Source organism: Streptomyces sp. NPDC004838 (assembly GCF_053600955.1).
Genome location: NZ_JBSGAW010000017.1, coordinates 14,220 through 27,850 on the forward strand (window position 1 = coordinate 14,220; position 13,631 = coordinate 27,850).

Genomic DNA, 13,631 nt, shown 5'->3' on the forward strand with positions numbered 1-13,631 from the left:
CCGGCCTCGAACACGGTCCCTGTGGGGGTTCGCGGCGACCGGACCGGGTGCCGTTCGGGGGGCTTGCGGGGGCGTCGGTGAGCCCCGCGGTGTGCCGTCCCGGCAGCCGCGAGCGGTGTCGCCGGGTGGAAGGACCGGAGCATGTGGAAGTACATCGTCCGCCTTGGTGGCGGTGAAGACGCCGATCCCGCCCGCGTCGGCGCGAAGGCCGCGAGCCTGGCCTCGTCGGCCGCCGCGGGAGTGTCCACGCCGCCCGGCTTCGCGGTCACCACGGAAGCGTTCGACACCGTCCTGGCGCGGGGCGGGCTCCGCGCCCGGATCGACCGGGCCGTGGGGGAGATCGATCCGGACGATGTGGCGGAAGCGGACCGGGTGAGCGCCGCTGTCCGCCGGGCCGTCCGTGCGCAGCCGGTTCCCGCCGCTGTGGACGTGGAGCTGCGGGCGGCGTACCGGGAGCTGTCGGCGGGCGCCGGTTCCGGATGCCCGGTCGCCGTACGGTCGAGCGCGACCGCCGAGGACCTTCCGGAGGCGGGCTTCGCCGGACAGCTGGACAGTTTTCCGTGGGTGGTCGGGGAGGACTCCGTCCTCGATGCGGTACGCCGGTGCTGGGCCGGTCTGTTCACCGCCCGCGCGATCGTCTACCGGGCCCGCAAGGGGATTCCGGCCGAGGGGCTGTCCATGGCCGTGGCCGTCCAGAGGATGGTCCGGTCGCGGGTGGCCGGGGTCGCCGTGACGCTGGATCCGGGCAACGGCGACCGTTCGAAGATCGTCATCGACGCGAGCTGGGGTATCGGCGCGATGGTCGCCTCCGGCGAGGTGACCCCTGACAACCATGCCGTCGACAAGGTGATGCTGACGTCCGTGCGGACCGTGGTCTCCGACAAGCGCGAGGAACTGGTCGCCGTCGGGCCGGTCACGGACGGAGGACCGGTCACGGGCGAGGGGCCGGTCACGGACGGCGGGCTGCTCCGGCGGCCGGTGGACGAGGAACGACGGCGGCGGTCCTGTCTGACGCCCGAGGAGGTGGTCGCGGTGGCGCGGCTGGCCAAGGCCGCCGAGCGGCACCACGGCGCCCCGCAGGAGATCGAGTGGGCCATCGAGGAGTCCACGGCCGAGGCGGCGGGCCCCGCCGAGGTCGTACTGCTGCAGAGCCGCCCGGAAACCGTCTGGAGCCCCAGGCCGCGGCGGTCGGCCGCCCGTGTCGGCACCGCCGCCGGAGCGGCGGACAGCGGCGGTGCCGACACGGGCGAAGACGCCGGAGCCGTCGTCCCGACCCTGCTGGACCGGACGGCGCACTTCACCGCGTCCCCGGTGGAGCGGCCGCGGGCCGGACCGCGGTGTCCCGAGTCCCCGAGCGGGGGTGAGCCGTCCGTGCCCCGGCGCCGGACCCGTTTCCCCAGTCCGTACGAGCTGCCCGCGCCGCCCGCGGCGCGGGGGTGGCGGCGGCTCTACCCCTACTACGTCCTGTTCCGGGAAGACCGCCGGGAGGACGAGGAGCGCAGGTTCTGGTTCCGCGACAGCCAGCACTGGCCGCGGGTGGTCAAGCCGTTCGAGACCATCGGGGTCGAGTTCGCGTTGCGCTGCCTGGGCCAGTTCAACAACCGTCATTTCCTCATGCCCGCGGCGGGGGGCATCGAGTACCGGGTCCACCAGGGGTACGTGTATCTGAGCCCCGTCACCGTCACGGCGGAGGAGGCGCGCGCCCGCGTCCCGGAGTTCCTCCGCCGGGCGGGCCACTACTACGCCCACTGGGACGCCCTGCTGGAGAACTGGAAGCGGAAGGTGCTCCGCACCATCGCCGCGATCGAGGAACTGGACTTCGCCTCACTGCCCGAGACCGTGCCCTACCCGGATGTCGAGTCCGGTCTCGGACTGGACGCGAGCGTGCGCCTGTTCCGTGACTACGACCGTCTGATCCGGCTCTGCTACCGCGCCTGGCAGTACCACATGGAGTTCCTCAATCTCGGTTACGCCGCCTATCTCGACTTCTTCGAATTCTGCGGGCGGCAGTTCCCCGGCCTGCCCGACCAGGGCATCGCCGCGATGGTCCAGGGCGTCGACATGGAGCTGTTCCGGCCCGACGACGAGCTGAAGTCGCTGGCGAGACTGGCGCTCGAACTCGGTCTCGCCGACGAGCTGCGGGGCGGCGCCCCGGAGCGGCGGCTCGCCGCCGTCGCCGCGGCGCCGCGCGGCGGAGAGTGGCTCGCGGCGTGGGAGACGGCACGCCGGCCCTGGTTCAACTTCACCTCGGGCAACGGCCTGTACGGCTCGGACCCGTACTGGCTGGACCAGCCGTCGATCCCCCTCGGTCACATCGCCGACTACCTCGACCGGCTGGAGCACGGTGAACGCATCGACCGCCGCGTGCCCGAACTCCGCGCCGAACGGGACCGGGTGACCGGTGAGTACCGCGAACTCCTCGCGCCGGACGCGGTGGTGCCGTTCGACGCCAAGCTCGCGCTCGCCCGCACGGTGTACCCGTATGTGGAGGACCACAACTTCTACATCGAGCACTGGACGATGGGCGTGTTCTGGCGCAAACTCCGCGAACTGTCGCGGATGCTGCAACGGGCCGGGTTCTGGGACGGCCCCGACGATCTGCTGTACCTCGGGCGCGACGAAGTGCGCCAGGTGCTGTTCGACTACGCCAACGGATGGGCGGTGGGCACGCCGCCGGCGGGCACGACGTACTGGCCCGAGGAGATCGCCCGCCGCAGGACGATCGTGGACGCGCTGGCCTCGGCCCGCCCGGAGCCCGCGCTCAACGAGCCGCCCCGAGCGGTCACAGAGCCGTTCGCGGTCATGCTGTGGGGCATCACCCCCGAGCGGATCACCGGCTGGCTCGGCGGGCCGGCCGACACGGACGGGCTGACCGGGATGGCGGCCTCGCCCGGCGTCGCCGAGGGCATCGCGCGGGTGATCACCGATCCCGGCCTGCTCGGGACGGTCCGGCGGGGTGAGATCCTCGTCGCCCCGGTCGCCGCGCCCGGCTGGGGGCCGGTACTGGGGAAGATCGGCGGGGCGGTCACCGATATCGGCGGCATGATGTCGCACGCCGCGGTCGTGTGCCGGGAGTACAGCCTGCCCGCCGTCACGGGCACCGGTACGGCTTCCACACTGATCAGGACCGGGCAGCACGTCAGGCTGGACGGTTCACGCGGCACCGTGACGATCCTCGACTGATCGCGTCATGACATCCGGGGCCGACCGCCGGGCGCGAACCGAGCGGTCAGACGGGCAGCCGGGGCACGCTCTCGACCAGCCGGGCCGTGTACGGGTGCGCGGGAGCGCCCAGCACCTGCGCGGTGTCGCCGTCCTCCACGATCCGGCCGCGTTCGAGAACCGCGGTCCGCTCGCACAGGGAGGCGACCACGGACAGATCGTGGGAGACCATGACGAGGGTCAGGCCCTGTTCCCGCTTCAGCTCGTTCAGCAGATCCACCACGGTGACGCGGGTCGTCACATCGAGCGCGCTGACGGGTTCGTCGGCGAGCAGCACCCTGGGGTCGCACACCGTGGCCCGCGCGATGGCGATGCGCTGGCGCTGGCCGCCGGAGAACTCGTGCGGATAGCGTTCCGCGGCGTCGGCCGGGAGTCCGACTCGTTCCAGCGCGTCGGCCACCTTGGGCGCGGCCGTGTGCCGGGTCGCGATGCCGAGGGAGCGCAGGGGTTCGGAGACGATGCTCCCGACGCGCCGGCGCGGGTCGAGGGAGGAGTACGGATCCTGGAACACGCACTGCACGCTGCGCCTGAACCGCCGCATCAGCTCCCGGTCGCGCAGCCGCAGTTCCCGCGAGTCGAAACGGACCGTGCCCGAGGTGGGGCGGGCGAGTCCCAGCAGCATCCGCAGCAGTGTCGTCTTGCCCGCGCCGGACTCGCCGACCAGGGCCAGGCTGCGACCGCTCTCCACGGTGAGCGTGATGTCCTCCACGACCGGCGTGGCACTCCCCCGGTAGGCGAAGGTGACCTCGTCCAGTTCCAGTACGGGTGTCATCGCCCGCTCCTTCGGTCGAGCGCCGATTCCAGTTGGCGCGCGCTGGCCACGAGGGCCTTGGTGTAGGGCTCGCGCGGGGCGGTGACGATGTCGCGGACGTCGCCCTCCTCCACGGCTCGGCCGTCCTTCAGCACCAGGACGCGGTCGGCGACCTTCGCGACGACCGCGAGGTCGTGGCTGACGAAGAGGACGGCCATCTCCCGCTCGCGTACCAGTAGTTCGAGCAGGTCCAGCAGTTCGGCCTGCACGGTGACGTCGAGCGCGGTGGTCGGCTCGTCCGCGATGAGCAGTGCGGGGTCGCAGGCCAGCGCCATGGCGAGGGCGACGCGCTGGCGCTGGCCGCCGGAGAGCTCGTGCGGGAAGGCGCGGGCGATGCGCTCGGGATCGGAGAGCCGCACCCGCTCCAGCGCCGCCAGGATCTCCCGTTTCAGTTCCGCGCCCTTCAGTCCGCGGTGTCTGGCCAGGGGTTCGGCGATCTGCCGGCCGGCGCGCATCAGCGGGTCGAGTGCGGTCAGCGGCTCCTGGAAGACGATCGCGGCGCCCTTGCCGCGTACGCCCATGAGCTGCTTCTCGGTCGCGCCCACCACCTGGGTTCCGGCGACGACGGCGCTGCCGCTCGCGGTCATCCCCTCGGGGAGGAGGCCGAGCAGGGCGAGCGAGGTCAGGGACTTCCCGGAGCCCGACTCGCCGATGAGGCCGAGGCGCTCGCCGGGGGCGAGGCCGAGACTCAGGCCGTCCACGAGGGTGCGCCCGTCCGCCGTGCGGATCGAGAGGTCGGTGACGTCGAGGATGTTCACGCGCGCCTCCGCCGGGCCGCCGGGTCGAGGGTGTCGCGCAGTCCGTCGGCGATGAGGTTCACTCCGATGACGAGCAGGACGAGCAGGATGCCGGGTGCCAGTGCCCCCGCGGGGGCCGTGGTGAAGGTGGCCTGGGCTTCGTTGAGCATGTGGCCCCACGAGGCGTTCGGCGGCGGCGCGCCGAGCCCCAGATAGGACAGGCCCGCCTCGGCCAGCACGGCGAGCCCGAACTGGAGGGCCAGGTTCACGGCGAGCGTCGGCCAGATGTTGGGCAGTACGTGCCCGGCCACGATCCTGGTCCACGAGGTGCCCGAGGTGCGTGCGGCGGTGATGTAGTCCTGGGCCAGGACCCGTTTGACCAGGATGCGTACGAGGCGGCCCACGACCGCGCTCTGCGCCAGTCCGATGGCCAGCACCGCGGAGCCGAGCGTGGCCGAGCGGGCGGCGACGACGAGCATCGCCAGCAGCAGGGTCGGGAACGCGATGAGGATGTCGAGGAACGCGGAGAGGGTGTCGTCGAGCCAGCCCTGCGCGAACGCGGCCAGCACCCCCAGGGTGACGCCGACGGTGGCCGCGATCAGGACCGATCCGGCGCCCGCCTGGACGGCGATCCGGGAGCCGGTCATCAGCTGGGTGAGCAGATCGCGGCCGAGTTTGTCGGTGCCGAGGAGGTGGTCCGCGCCGGGGGCGGTGAGCCGCCCGCCGGAGGTGTCGTCGGAGGCGTACGGAAGCCAGACCAGGGAGACGAGCGCGATCAGGCCGATCAGTCCGGCCACCGCGCAGCCGGTCGTCAGGGTGTGCGAGCGGGTGAGGAACCGTTTCACCGGGTACCTCTTCACCGGGTGCCTCCCGAGAGTCCGCCGCGCAGCCGCGGGTCGATGATCCGCTGGACCAGGTCGGCCGCGAATCCGATGATCAGCACCGCGAAGGTGGAGACGAACAGCACGCCCTGGATCACCGGGTAGTCGTGCTGTGCGATGCCGGTCGCGAGCAGGGAGCCGAGGCCGGGCAGGGCGAAGACGGACTCCACGACCACCGCGCCCAGGAGGGTCGACGCCAGTTCGATGCCGAGGATCGAGATCACCGGTACGGAGGCGTTGCGCAGCCCGTGCCGCCACATCGCCCCCTTGAAGGACGATCCGAGCGCCCGCGCGGTACGGAGGTGGTCGCTGCCGAGGACGTCGAGCGTCGCCGATCTGACGTAACGGATCAGGGACGCGCTCATCACCAGGGCGATGGTGACGACGGGCAGCGTCAGCGAGCGGATCGCCTCGGCGGGCTGGGCCCAGCCGTCCGGCGGGAAGCCGCCCGCCGGCAGCCAGCGGGCGTTCAGCGCGAACACGGCGATGAGGATCATGCCGAGCCAGAACACCGGTATGGCGATGCCCAGCTGGGAGACCCCGCTGAGCAGCGCGCCGTACCAGGTGCGCCGCCGGTACGCGGCCACGAAACCGGCGGGGACCGCGATGAGGACCGCCAGGGCGAACGCGGCGAGCGTGAGCGGGACCGTCACGTTCAGCCGGGCGGTGACCTCGGGGCCGACGGGCAGCGAGCTGACGAACGACGTGCCGAGGTCCCCGCCGGCCAGTTGCCCGATCCAGTGGGCGAACTGTTCGGGCAGCGGCTTGTCGGAGCCGATGGAGTGCCGGGCCGCGGCTATCTGCTCGTCGGTGGCGCCCACCGCGGTGAGCGCGTTGGCGGGGTCTCCGGGCAGCATCCGCAACAGCACGAAGAGCACGACGCTCGCCAGCGCCAGCGATACCAGCAGAAAGGCGAAGCGGCGCAGCAGATAGCGCCCCATCAGCCCTTCTTGATGTCGTAGGCGTGGAACTGCGAGTTCAGACCGTTGAGGGGGTAGCCGGACAGCTTGCTGGAGGCCACGACGATCTGCGGGTACAGATAGAGCCACTCACTGGCGGCGTCCTCGGCGGTCTTGCGGTTGACCTTCTTCAGCAGTTCGGTCTGCTCGGCCGTCGTGGAGGACTGCTCGGCCTGCTCGACCCACTGGGTGACCTGCTTGTCGTCGTAGCCCCAGTAGAAGTCGGGGTTGCCGTACCAGACGAGGTCGCGGTCGTTGACGTGTTCCTGGAGGGTGGCCGTGAAAGTGCGGTTCTTGTAGACCTTGGTGTACCACTCGTCGGGCGTGATGGTGTTGATGTCGACGGTGATGCCGACCTTGGCGAGCTGGGACTTGATGAACGTCGCCGCGGTCGGGTGCGGGTCGTAGTTCGGTGTGTCGAGGGTGAAGCGGAAGCCGTCCGGGTAGCCGGCCTCGGCGAGCAGTTTCTTGGCGCGCCCGGTGTCGTACGTGTCGATCGCGGTGAGGTCCTCGTACCACGGGTCGGTGGGCGGCACCATCGAGCCGATGAGCTTGCCGTGGCCGCCCCAGACGGATTCGAGCAGCTTCTCGTCGTCGATGGCCGCGGAGACGGCCTGGCGGACCTTGACGTCCGTGAAGGGCTTGGCCTTGTCGTTGAAGGCGAGGAGCAGCTTGGTGGTCGAGTTGCCCTCGTTGACCTTGTAGCCGGGGTTGTTCTCGAACTGGTCGAGGGCGTCGGGCGACTGTCCGCTGGTGACGACGTCGACGGCGTTGGTCAGCAGCGCGTTGTTGAGGGCGGTGGCGTCCTTGAAGTAGCGGAAGACGACCTGCTTGTTCTCGGCGGCGTCGCCCCAGTAGCCGGGGAACCGGTCGAGGCCGAGGGCGGATCCGCGGGTCCACTTGCCCAGCTTGTACGGGCCGGTGCCGTCCTCGCTGGTCTTCAGGTTCTTCGCCTCGGAGTTGATGATCCAGACGTACGACAGGTTGTAGATGAAGGAGATCGACTTCTTCGACAGCCGCACCTTCACCGTGCGCGCGTCGGGTGTCTCGACGGTGTCGATGACGGCGAGGTTGCTCTTGCGGGCGGACTGCGAGTCCTCGGCGATGACCTTCTCCAGGCTGTACTTGACGTCCTGGCTGGTGAGCTTCTTGCCGCTGTGGAACGTCACGTCGTCGCGCAGGGTGAAGGTGTAGGTGAGTCCGTCCGCGCTGACCTGGTGGTCCTGGGCGAGGAGCTTCTCGACCTTGCCCGCGTCGGTGAGCTTGAACAGCCCTTCGTAGACGTTGCCGTTGAGCGCTTCGGTGACGCCCTGGCCGCCGCCCGCGGTGTTGTCGAGGTTCTGCGGTTCGTAGAGCGAGCCGATGTTGACCGTGGCGTCCGGGTCGTGCCCCCCGTTGGCGGAGTCGCCGCTGCCGGTTCCGCCGCCGCAGGCGCTGAGGGTGACGGCGAGGGCGGCGACGGTGGCGGTCGCGTACAGGGAGGTCTTCTTGATGCTCATGCTTGATACACGCGCTTTCGTGCTGTGGGGAGGATCGTCCGGGGTGATCAGTTGCCGCCGGGGAAGCCGTCGCGGAAGACGGGGCGCTTCTCACCCGCGTGGACGGGCAGGTGGAGGCGGTTCTGCCGCGGCGGCATCGGACAGTTGTACTGGTCGGAGAATCCGCAGGGGGGCACGAAGGCGCGGTTGAAGTCGAGGCGGACGGCGCCTTCGCCGGTGCGGGTGACGAAGAGGAAGCGCCCGGCGCCGTAGGTGGTGTCGCCGTTGGTGGGGTCGCCGAAGACGAGCAGCAGGAGACCGTCGTCGTCGAAGGCGCTCAGGGTGTAGTCCCGGCCGTCCAAGGTGAGGGATATGTCGCCGGGGACCACGAGATCACGGGAACCCCCGTGGTCACGGATGTGCTCGAACGCCACTTTCCGGGCGCCGGGCACGGGGGTGTAGGTGGCGTCCAGCACCCAGGCCGGGTCGTAGGGGAAGACCTCGGTGTGGTCGAAGGCGCGGATCGCGGGCGACCTCGCGTCCCAGAACCGCAGACCGTGCTCGGGCTCGCCGCTGACGAGGTCGGTTCGCTGAACCGTGGTGACGGTCACACTGTCCGGCTGTCCGGCACGGGCCGCGTCGAGGTCGGGCCGCTCCCCGAGGGGGAGCCAGCGGGTCTCGACGAGCGCGAGGTTGCCGTTCGCGGAGGTGACCGAGCGCATGCGGTCGTCGCACCACGCCTTCCAGCCCGCGGCGGGGTCGTCGGTCGGCAGAGCGGAAACGGCGGGGTGGGACACGGCATGACTCATTCGCGTAGACATCTATCGGCGGCCACGCCGCAAATGTCACCCGGCGTGAAGTTCAACCCAAAGCGTGCTCTTTATCTGCCATAAGGTGACCTAATGTCAAGTTGTGACACATGGCGAGATGGCGGCGAACGCGCGGACGACACCCCTTACCACCTGGGGTTTTCTCGGGCGGCACCGGGGTGCCGTCGAGACCGCCGTCACCCGGAGTGACGGACCGTGCCGTGACGGACCGTGCGGGTCGGTGGTATAGGCCCGGCCGGGCTGCGCCGGTACGAGCCCGGTCGGGCGGCACCGGTACGGGACCCTGCGGCGGTGCCGCGGATCCCCTCCCCCGCCGCGACGTGCGGCGGCCGACGAGGGGCGACGCGTGAGGGCAGGGCGGGCGGCGGCAGGGCGGAGTACCGTGGAAGAAGCGCGAAAGGCCCTGGGGCTCAAGGGCCTTCTCTCACTGCCGGACCGAACCTGAAGCGTGTGCCTCACGGGTGGTGGTTCTCATGACGGCTCAGTCCCCCATGACGGTCGTCCTCGGATGCCTGCGTCGGGGGACGTATGCGCGCGGCCGATGAATCCTCGCAGAGCCCTGTCGGGACGATCGGCAGAGTGACGGTGCCGATCCCGCCCGACGGTCCGGGAGAGGTTCTCGTGGCCGTTCGCGGCGGGTCGGAGTCCTATGCGGCGTGGTCGGCGCGGCCCGTGGACAAGGACGTCCGCGTCATCGTCGTCGACGCGATCTCCGCCCGCGCGGTGATCGTCGAGCCGCTGCCCTCCTGAGCCGCCCGGCGGCCTCGGGACCGCCGTCTCCGGCATCACGCTTCCCGGAACCCAGACACGCCAGGTGATCTCTCATGTTGTTCTGGCACGTACCCGCACCGAATGAGGCCATGCTCATCTCGGGCTCCAAACGACAGGCACAGGACACCCAGTTCCGGATCGTCACCGGTCACGGCAGTTTCGTCCTCCCCGTCAAGCAGAAGGCCCGCATGCTGTCGCTGGCCCTGCAGGAGGCGGAGATCGCCGAGGACTGCGTCACGCAGCAGGGCATCCGGCTCACCGTGCGTGCCGTCTGCGTGTTCAAGGTCGGGGACGACGCCGTCTCGATCGCCAACGCCGCCCGCCGGTTCCTGTCGGAACAGCACCGCATGGAACAGCTCGTCGGCCGGATCTTCGCCGGGCATCTGCGCTCCATCGTCGGCGGGCTGACCGTGGAGCAGATCATCCGGGAGCGCAGCCGGGTCGCCCAGGAAGTGGTGGCGGGCAGCCACGGTGAGATGGAGAAGCTCGGCCTCGTCGTGGACGCCCTGCAGATCCAGGAGATCGAGGACGCCACCGGATACATCGACAACCTCGCCGCGCCCCACGCCGCCGCCGTGGCGGGCCAGGCGCGCATCGCCCAGGCCGGAGCCGATCAGCAGGCGACGGAGCGCGAACAGCAGGCCGCCGCGCTCAAGGCCGAGTACGAGCGTGACACGGCCATCAAACGGGCGGGGTTCCTGGCCGAGACGGAACAGTACAACGCCCGCGCCGCGCAGGCCGGGCCTCTCGCCCAGGCCAAGGCGTCCCAGGAGGTCATCGAGGAGCAGACCTCACTGGCCCAGCGCCAGGCCGGACTCGCGGCGCGGCGGCTGGAGGCGGAGGTACGGCGTCCCGCGGACGCGGAGGCGTACCGGCAGCGCACCCTGGCCGAAGCCGCTCGCGACCAGGTCAAGTTCGAGGCCGACGGCAGCGCCTATGCCGAGCGGACACTGGCACAGGCCCAGGCGGACGCCAACACCGCCCGTGCCACCTCGCTCCGCGAAGGCAACCAGGAACTGATCGCGGCCAACCGAGTGGTGGAGAACCTCCCGGCCCTCGCCGAGGCGGCCGCCCGAGGGATGTCACAAGCCAATCTGACCGTGCTCAACGGCACCTCCGGCGTCAACGAAGTGGCGGCGGGCGTGGTCGGCCAGGGCCTGGCCATCCTCCACTCGCTCCAGCGCTCGACGAACCGGGCCGTCGGCGGGGATCCCGTCCGGCGTCCTCCCGAGAAGACATGAGATCCGGTCCGGGGAACGCGACGGGGACGACCGGCCCGGCGTGCCCGGCCCCGGCCGTACGACCGGTCGTCCGCCAGGGCGGTCACCGGCCTCATCCGGCGGGCCTCGCCCCGGAAGGCCCCCGTACGAAGGAGGTGCGCGCGGTATGGACGCGGAACGTGCCGGCCGGCTGGTGACGGCGCTGCAGGCCCGCAGGGTGATGGCTCACGTCATCGAGGCGGGCGTCTACGAATTCGGAGTCCGTGTCGTCCTCGACCAGGGGATCGAGGCGCTCTGGGACGTCGACGGGGCGGCGGGGCTCGACGCGGAGATCGTCGACGAAGGCGTGCTCATCGGCTTCGTCCCCCATGTACCCGGCTCCGAGAGCTTCACCGAAGAGCAGCTCGTGGACTGCATCGCGACGACGGTCTACTCGGCGGAGGGGCTCCACCCGCCCGCCGACGCGCCCCCGGCGCCCCGGCCCCACCCCGAGCGGGACCCTTCGGCGGGTCCGGCGGGCGAGCCCGCCGGCGGTACCGAGGACAGCCCCGGGGAAAGCCCCGAAGGCGGTGCCCCCCGCCCCTCCGCTCCCCCGCCCGTCACACCGCCGGTCGCCCGGTACCAGCGCCGGGCCCACTGGATCCGGCGAGGCGAGCGATGACGTTCCCCGGCGCCGGTGGCCACCTGCCCGACCGCGCCCTCCACGCCCACGTCGCCGAGAGCCGGGCCGAGTCGGCCGTCGCCGAGAGCGGGCCCGAGCCGGACGCCGAGACCGTCATCCGCACCGTCGGGCTGACGAAGGTGTACGCGGACACGGACTTCGCGGCGGTCGACGGGGTGGACCTGCGGGTACGGCGGGGGGAGATCTTCGGCCTGCTGGGCCCCAACGGCGCGGGCAAGACCACCACGATCGGCATGCTGACCGGCCGTGTGGTGCCCACGTCGGGCTCCGCCCATATCGGCGGCATCGACGTGATCGACGATCCGGCCACGGCCAAACAGATCATCGCCGTCGTCACCCAGCAGAACACCCTGGACCGCTCCCTGAACGTGTGGGAGAACCTCTACTTCCACGGGCTCCTGTTCGGCATCCCCCGCCGTCAGTCGTGCCGGACGGCCGACGAACTCCTCGACGAGTTCCGCCTCTCGCGTTGGCGTACGTCATCGGTCTACGCCCTCTCCGGCGGAATGGCGCAGCGCCTGATGCTCGCGCGGGCGGTCTTCCACCGCCCCGCCGTGCTCTTCCTGGACGAGCCGACCGCGGGCCTGGACCCGCAGGGCAGGCTCGCCCTGTGGGAAGCGCTGGACCAGCTGATCGCCGACGGCCAGACCATCCTCCTCACCACGCACAACATGGAGGAGGCGGACCGTCTCTGCGACCGGGTGGCGATCATCGATCACGGCCGGATCCTGGCGCTCGACACTCCCCCCGGACTCAAACGGAGCCTGGGGGCGGACACCACGGTCACGGTCGTCTCGCACGGCCCGCCGGATGAGCTGGCCGCCGTGCTGCGGCGCGACGTACCGGGCGTCGTCCGCACCCGCCTCATCGACAGCGGCGTCGAACTGCACGTCATGGGAGTCGACCGGCTGCTGTCACGGGTGGTGGCGAGCGCCGAGGCCGGTGGCTTTGACCTGGTCGATCTCTCCCTCGCCGAGAGCACCCTGGAGACGGTGTTCATCAGCCTCACCGGAAAGGAGCTGAGGGAGTGATGTCCGCACCGGATCTGTCCTCACCGCTCGACGCTCCGCCCCGGCGCCGGATCGATGTGGTGCCGCGGCGGTCCGCCGCCGCCGCGAGCCGTTCCGCGCTGGCCGCCCTCATCCGGCGGGATCTGGCCGTACTGAGGAAGAACTTCGGCGAGTTCGCCGGGCGGACGGTCATGCAGCCGTTCCTGCTCGTGTTCGTCTTCCTCTACGTCTTCCCCGTCATCGGGCAGGGCGTCGGCTCCGGGGGCGGAGCGAGGGGCGAATCGGCCTTCGCGACCGTCCTGGTGCCCGGTGTGGTGTCCATCGCCATCATGTTCCAGGGCATCCAGTCGGTCGCCATCCAGATGTCCCAGGAGTTCGGCTACACCAGGGAGATCGAGGACCGGGTCCAGGCCCCCTGCCCCATCTGGCTCGTCGCGGTGGCCAGAGTGCTCTCCGGCGCCGTCCAGGGGCTGATCTCGGCGCTCATCGTCCTGCCGATCGCGGCCGTCGTCCACGCGCCGGGCGTGCACCCGAACCTCCATGTCCACTGGTGGATCGTGCTCACGCTGATTCCGCTGGCGTGCCTCGCCATGACCTCTCTCGGGCTGCTTCTGGGCACCACCTTCGAGCCGAGGAACATCGGCGTCATGTTCGGGTTCGTGATACTGCCGCTCGTCTTCCTCGGGGGCACCTACTACCAGTGGACCGCGCTGTCCCCGGTGCACATCGGAGGATTCCCCTGGCTCCAGGTGCTGGTCCTCGTCAATCCGCTGATCTACATCAGCGAAGGCATGCGCGCCGGGTTCACCGACCTGTCGCATATGTCGCTGTACGCCGTCTACCCGGTGCTCCTGGCGTTCTGCGCCCTCTTCCTCGGTCTGGGCCTGCGCAATTTCCGCCGCCGCGTACTGTCCTGAGAGGCCACGGCCGGGTCGCGGGGCTCGGCGGACCGGCGCCCCGGCCGGAACGCGTCACCGCGGGCCGGGACCCGCCCACGCCCGAGAACCCGCACGTGCCGGCGGACCGCCCG

12 protein-coding genes are annotated in these 13,631 nt (G+C 70.9%); 6 read left to right on the plus strand and 6 right to left on the minus strand.

Annotated features, from left to right (window positions below):
• The first annotated feature begins 141 nt into the window (after positions 1-141).
• The gene (locus ACWEFL_RS20035; protein ID WP_451714244.1) at positions 142-3,183 is read left to right on the plus strand and encodes a PEP/pyruvate-binding domain-containing protein; all 3,042 of its coding nucleotides are present in this window, start codon (positions 142-144) and stop codon (positions 3,181-3,183) included.
• 46 nt (positions 3,184-3,229) lie between these two features.
• Here the strand turns inward: ACWEFL_RS20035 and ACWEFL_RS20040 are convergent, their stop codons facing one another.
• The 6 genes from ACWEFL_RS20040 to ACWEFL_RS20065 are packed head-to-tail and all read right to left on the minus strand — an operon-like array spanning position 3,230 to position 8,885.
• A complete protein-coding gene (locus ACWEFL_RS20040; protein WP_451714247.1) occupies positions 3,230-3,994 on the minus strand; it encodes an ABC transporter ATP-binding protein in 765 nt (254 codons plus the stop codon).
• Positions 3,991-4,791: an ATP-binding cassette domain-containing protein gene (locus ACWEFL_RS20045; RefSeq protein ID WP_451714250.1), complete on the minus strand. Its 801-nt coding sequence runs from the start codon at positions 4,789-4,791 to the stop codon at positions 3,991-3,993. Before ACWEFL_RS20045 ends, ACWEFL_RS20040 begins: the two co-directional genes overlap by 4 nt.
• A complete protein-coding gene (locus ACWEFL_RS20050) occupies positions 4,788-5,630 on the minus strand; it encodes an ABC transporter permease (protein WP_451714253.1) in 843 nt (280 codons plus the stop codon). The genes ACWEFL_RS20045 and ACWEFL_RS20050 overlap by 4 nt, the downstream gene beginning before the upstream one ends.
• Positions 5,627-6,592: an ABC transporter permease gene (locus tag ACWEFL_RS20055; RefSeq protein WP_451714255.1), complete on the minus strand. Its 966-nt coding sequence runs from the start codon at positions 6,590-6,592 to the stop codon at positions 5,627-5,629. The genes ACWEFL_RS20050 and ACWEFL_RS20055 overlap by 4 nt, the downstream gene beginning before the upstream one ends.
• On the minus strand, positions 6,592-8,109 hold the full coding sequence (locus ACWEFL_RS20060; protein ID WP_451714258.1) for an ABC transporter substrate-binding protein: 1,518 nt from the start codon (positions 8,107-8,109) through the stop codon (positions 6,592-6,594). Before ACWEFL_RS20060 ends, ACWEFL_RS20055 begins: the two co-directional genes overlap by 1 nt.
• 47 nt (positions 8,110-8,156) lie before the next feature.
• A complete protein-coding gene (locus ACWEFL_RS20065; RefSeq protein ID WP_451714261.1) occupies positions 8,157-8,885 on the minus strand; it encodes a DUF1684 domain-containing protein in 729 nt (242 codons plus the stop codon).
• A gap of 612 nt (positions 8,886-9,497) precedes the next feature.
• Between ACWEFL_RS20065 and ACWEFL_RS20070 the strand changes: the two genes are divergently transcribed.
• The 5 genes from ACWEFL_RS20070 to ACWEFL_RS20090 all read left to right on the plus strand — a co-directional run bounded on the left by ACWEFL_RS20070 (position 9,498) and on the right by ACWEFL_RS20090 (position 13,518).
• Positions 9,498-9,668 (plus strand): hypothetical protein, encoded by a 171-nt coding sequence (locus ACWEFL_RS20070; protein WP_389276418.1) that lies wholly within the window; start codon positions 9,498-9,500, stop codon positions 9,666-9,668.
• Between the two features lie 74 nt (positions 9,669-9,742).
• Positions 9,743-10,930 (plus strand): SPFH domain-containing protein, encoded by a 1,188-nt coding sequence (locus ACWEFL_RS20075; RefSeq protein ID WP_451714264.1) that lies wholly within the window; start codon positions 9,743-9,745, stop codon positions 10,928-10,930.
• 145 nt (positions 10,931-11,075) lie between these two features.
• Positions 11,076-11,570: a hypothetical protein gene (locus ACWEFL_RS20080; protein WP_451714267.1), complete on the plus strand. Its 495-nt coding sequence runs from the start codon at positions 11,076-11,078 to the stop codon at positions 11,568-11,570.
• Positions 11,567-12,622 (plus strand): ATP-binding cassette domain-containing protein, encoded by a 1,056-nt coding sequence (locus tag ACWEFL_RS20085; RefSeq protein WP_451714270.1) that lies wholly within the window; start codon positions 11,567-11,569, stop codon positions 12,620-12,622. Before ACWEFL_RS20080 ends, ACWEFL_RS20085 begins: the two co-directional genes overlap by 4 nt.
• Positions 12,622-13,518 carry an ABC transporter permease gene (locus tag ACWEFL_RS20090; protein ID WP_451714273.1) on the plus strand — a complete coding sequence of 299 codons (897 nt, stop codon included), beginning with the start codon at positions 12,622-12,624 and terminating at the stop codon, positions 13,516-13,518. Before ACWEFL_RS20085 ends, ACWEFL_RS20090 begins: the two co-directional genes overlap by 1 nt.
• Positions 13,519-13,631 lie beyond the last annotated feature (113 nt).

Excerpts from the sequence above, each read along its gene's own strand:
- ACWEFL_RS20035 (WP_451714244.1), top strand. The coding sequence starts at position 142 with ATGTGGAAGTACATCGTCCGCCTTGGTGGCGGTGAAGACGCCGATCCC.
- ACWEFL_RS20040 (WP_451714247.1), bottom strand. The coding sequence starts at position 3,994 with ATGACACCCGTACTGGAACTGGACGAGGTCACCTTCGCCTACCGGGGG.
- ACWEFL_RS20055 (WP_451714255.1), bottom strand. The coding sequence starts at position 6,592 with ATGGGGCGCTATCTGCTGCGCCGCTTCGCCTTTCTGCTGGTATCGCTG.
- ACWEFL_RS20060 (WP_451714258.1), bottom strand. The coding sequence starts at position 8,109 with ATGAGCATCAAGAAGACCTCCCTGTACGCGACCGCCACCGTCGCCGCC.
- ACWEFL_RS20075 (WP_451714264.1), top strand. The coding sequence starts at position 9,743 with ATGTTGTTCTGGCACGTACCCGCACCGAATGAGGCCATGCTCATCTCG.
- ACWEFL_RS20080 (WP_451714267.1), top strand. The coding sequence starts at position 11,076 with ATGGACGCGGAACGTGCCGGCCGGCTGGTGACGGCGCTGCAGGCCCGC.
- ACWEFL_RS20085 (WP_451714270.1), top strand. The coding sequence starts at position 11,567 with ATGACGTTCCCCGGCGCCGGTGGCCACCTGCCCGACCGCGCCCTCCAC.
- ACWEFL_RS20090 (WP_451714273.1), top strand. The coding sequence starts at position 12,622 with ATGTCCGCACCGGATCTGTCCTCACCGCTCGACGCTCCGCCCCGGCGC.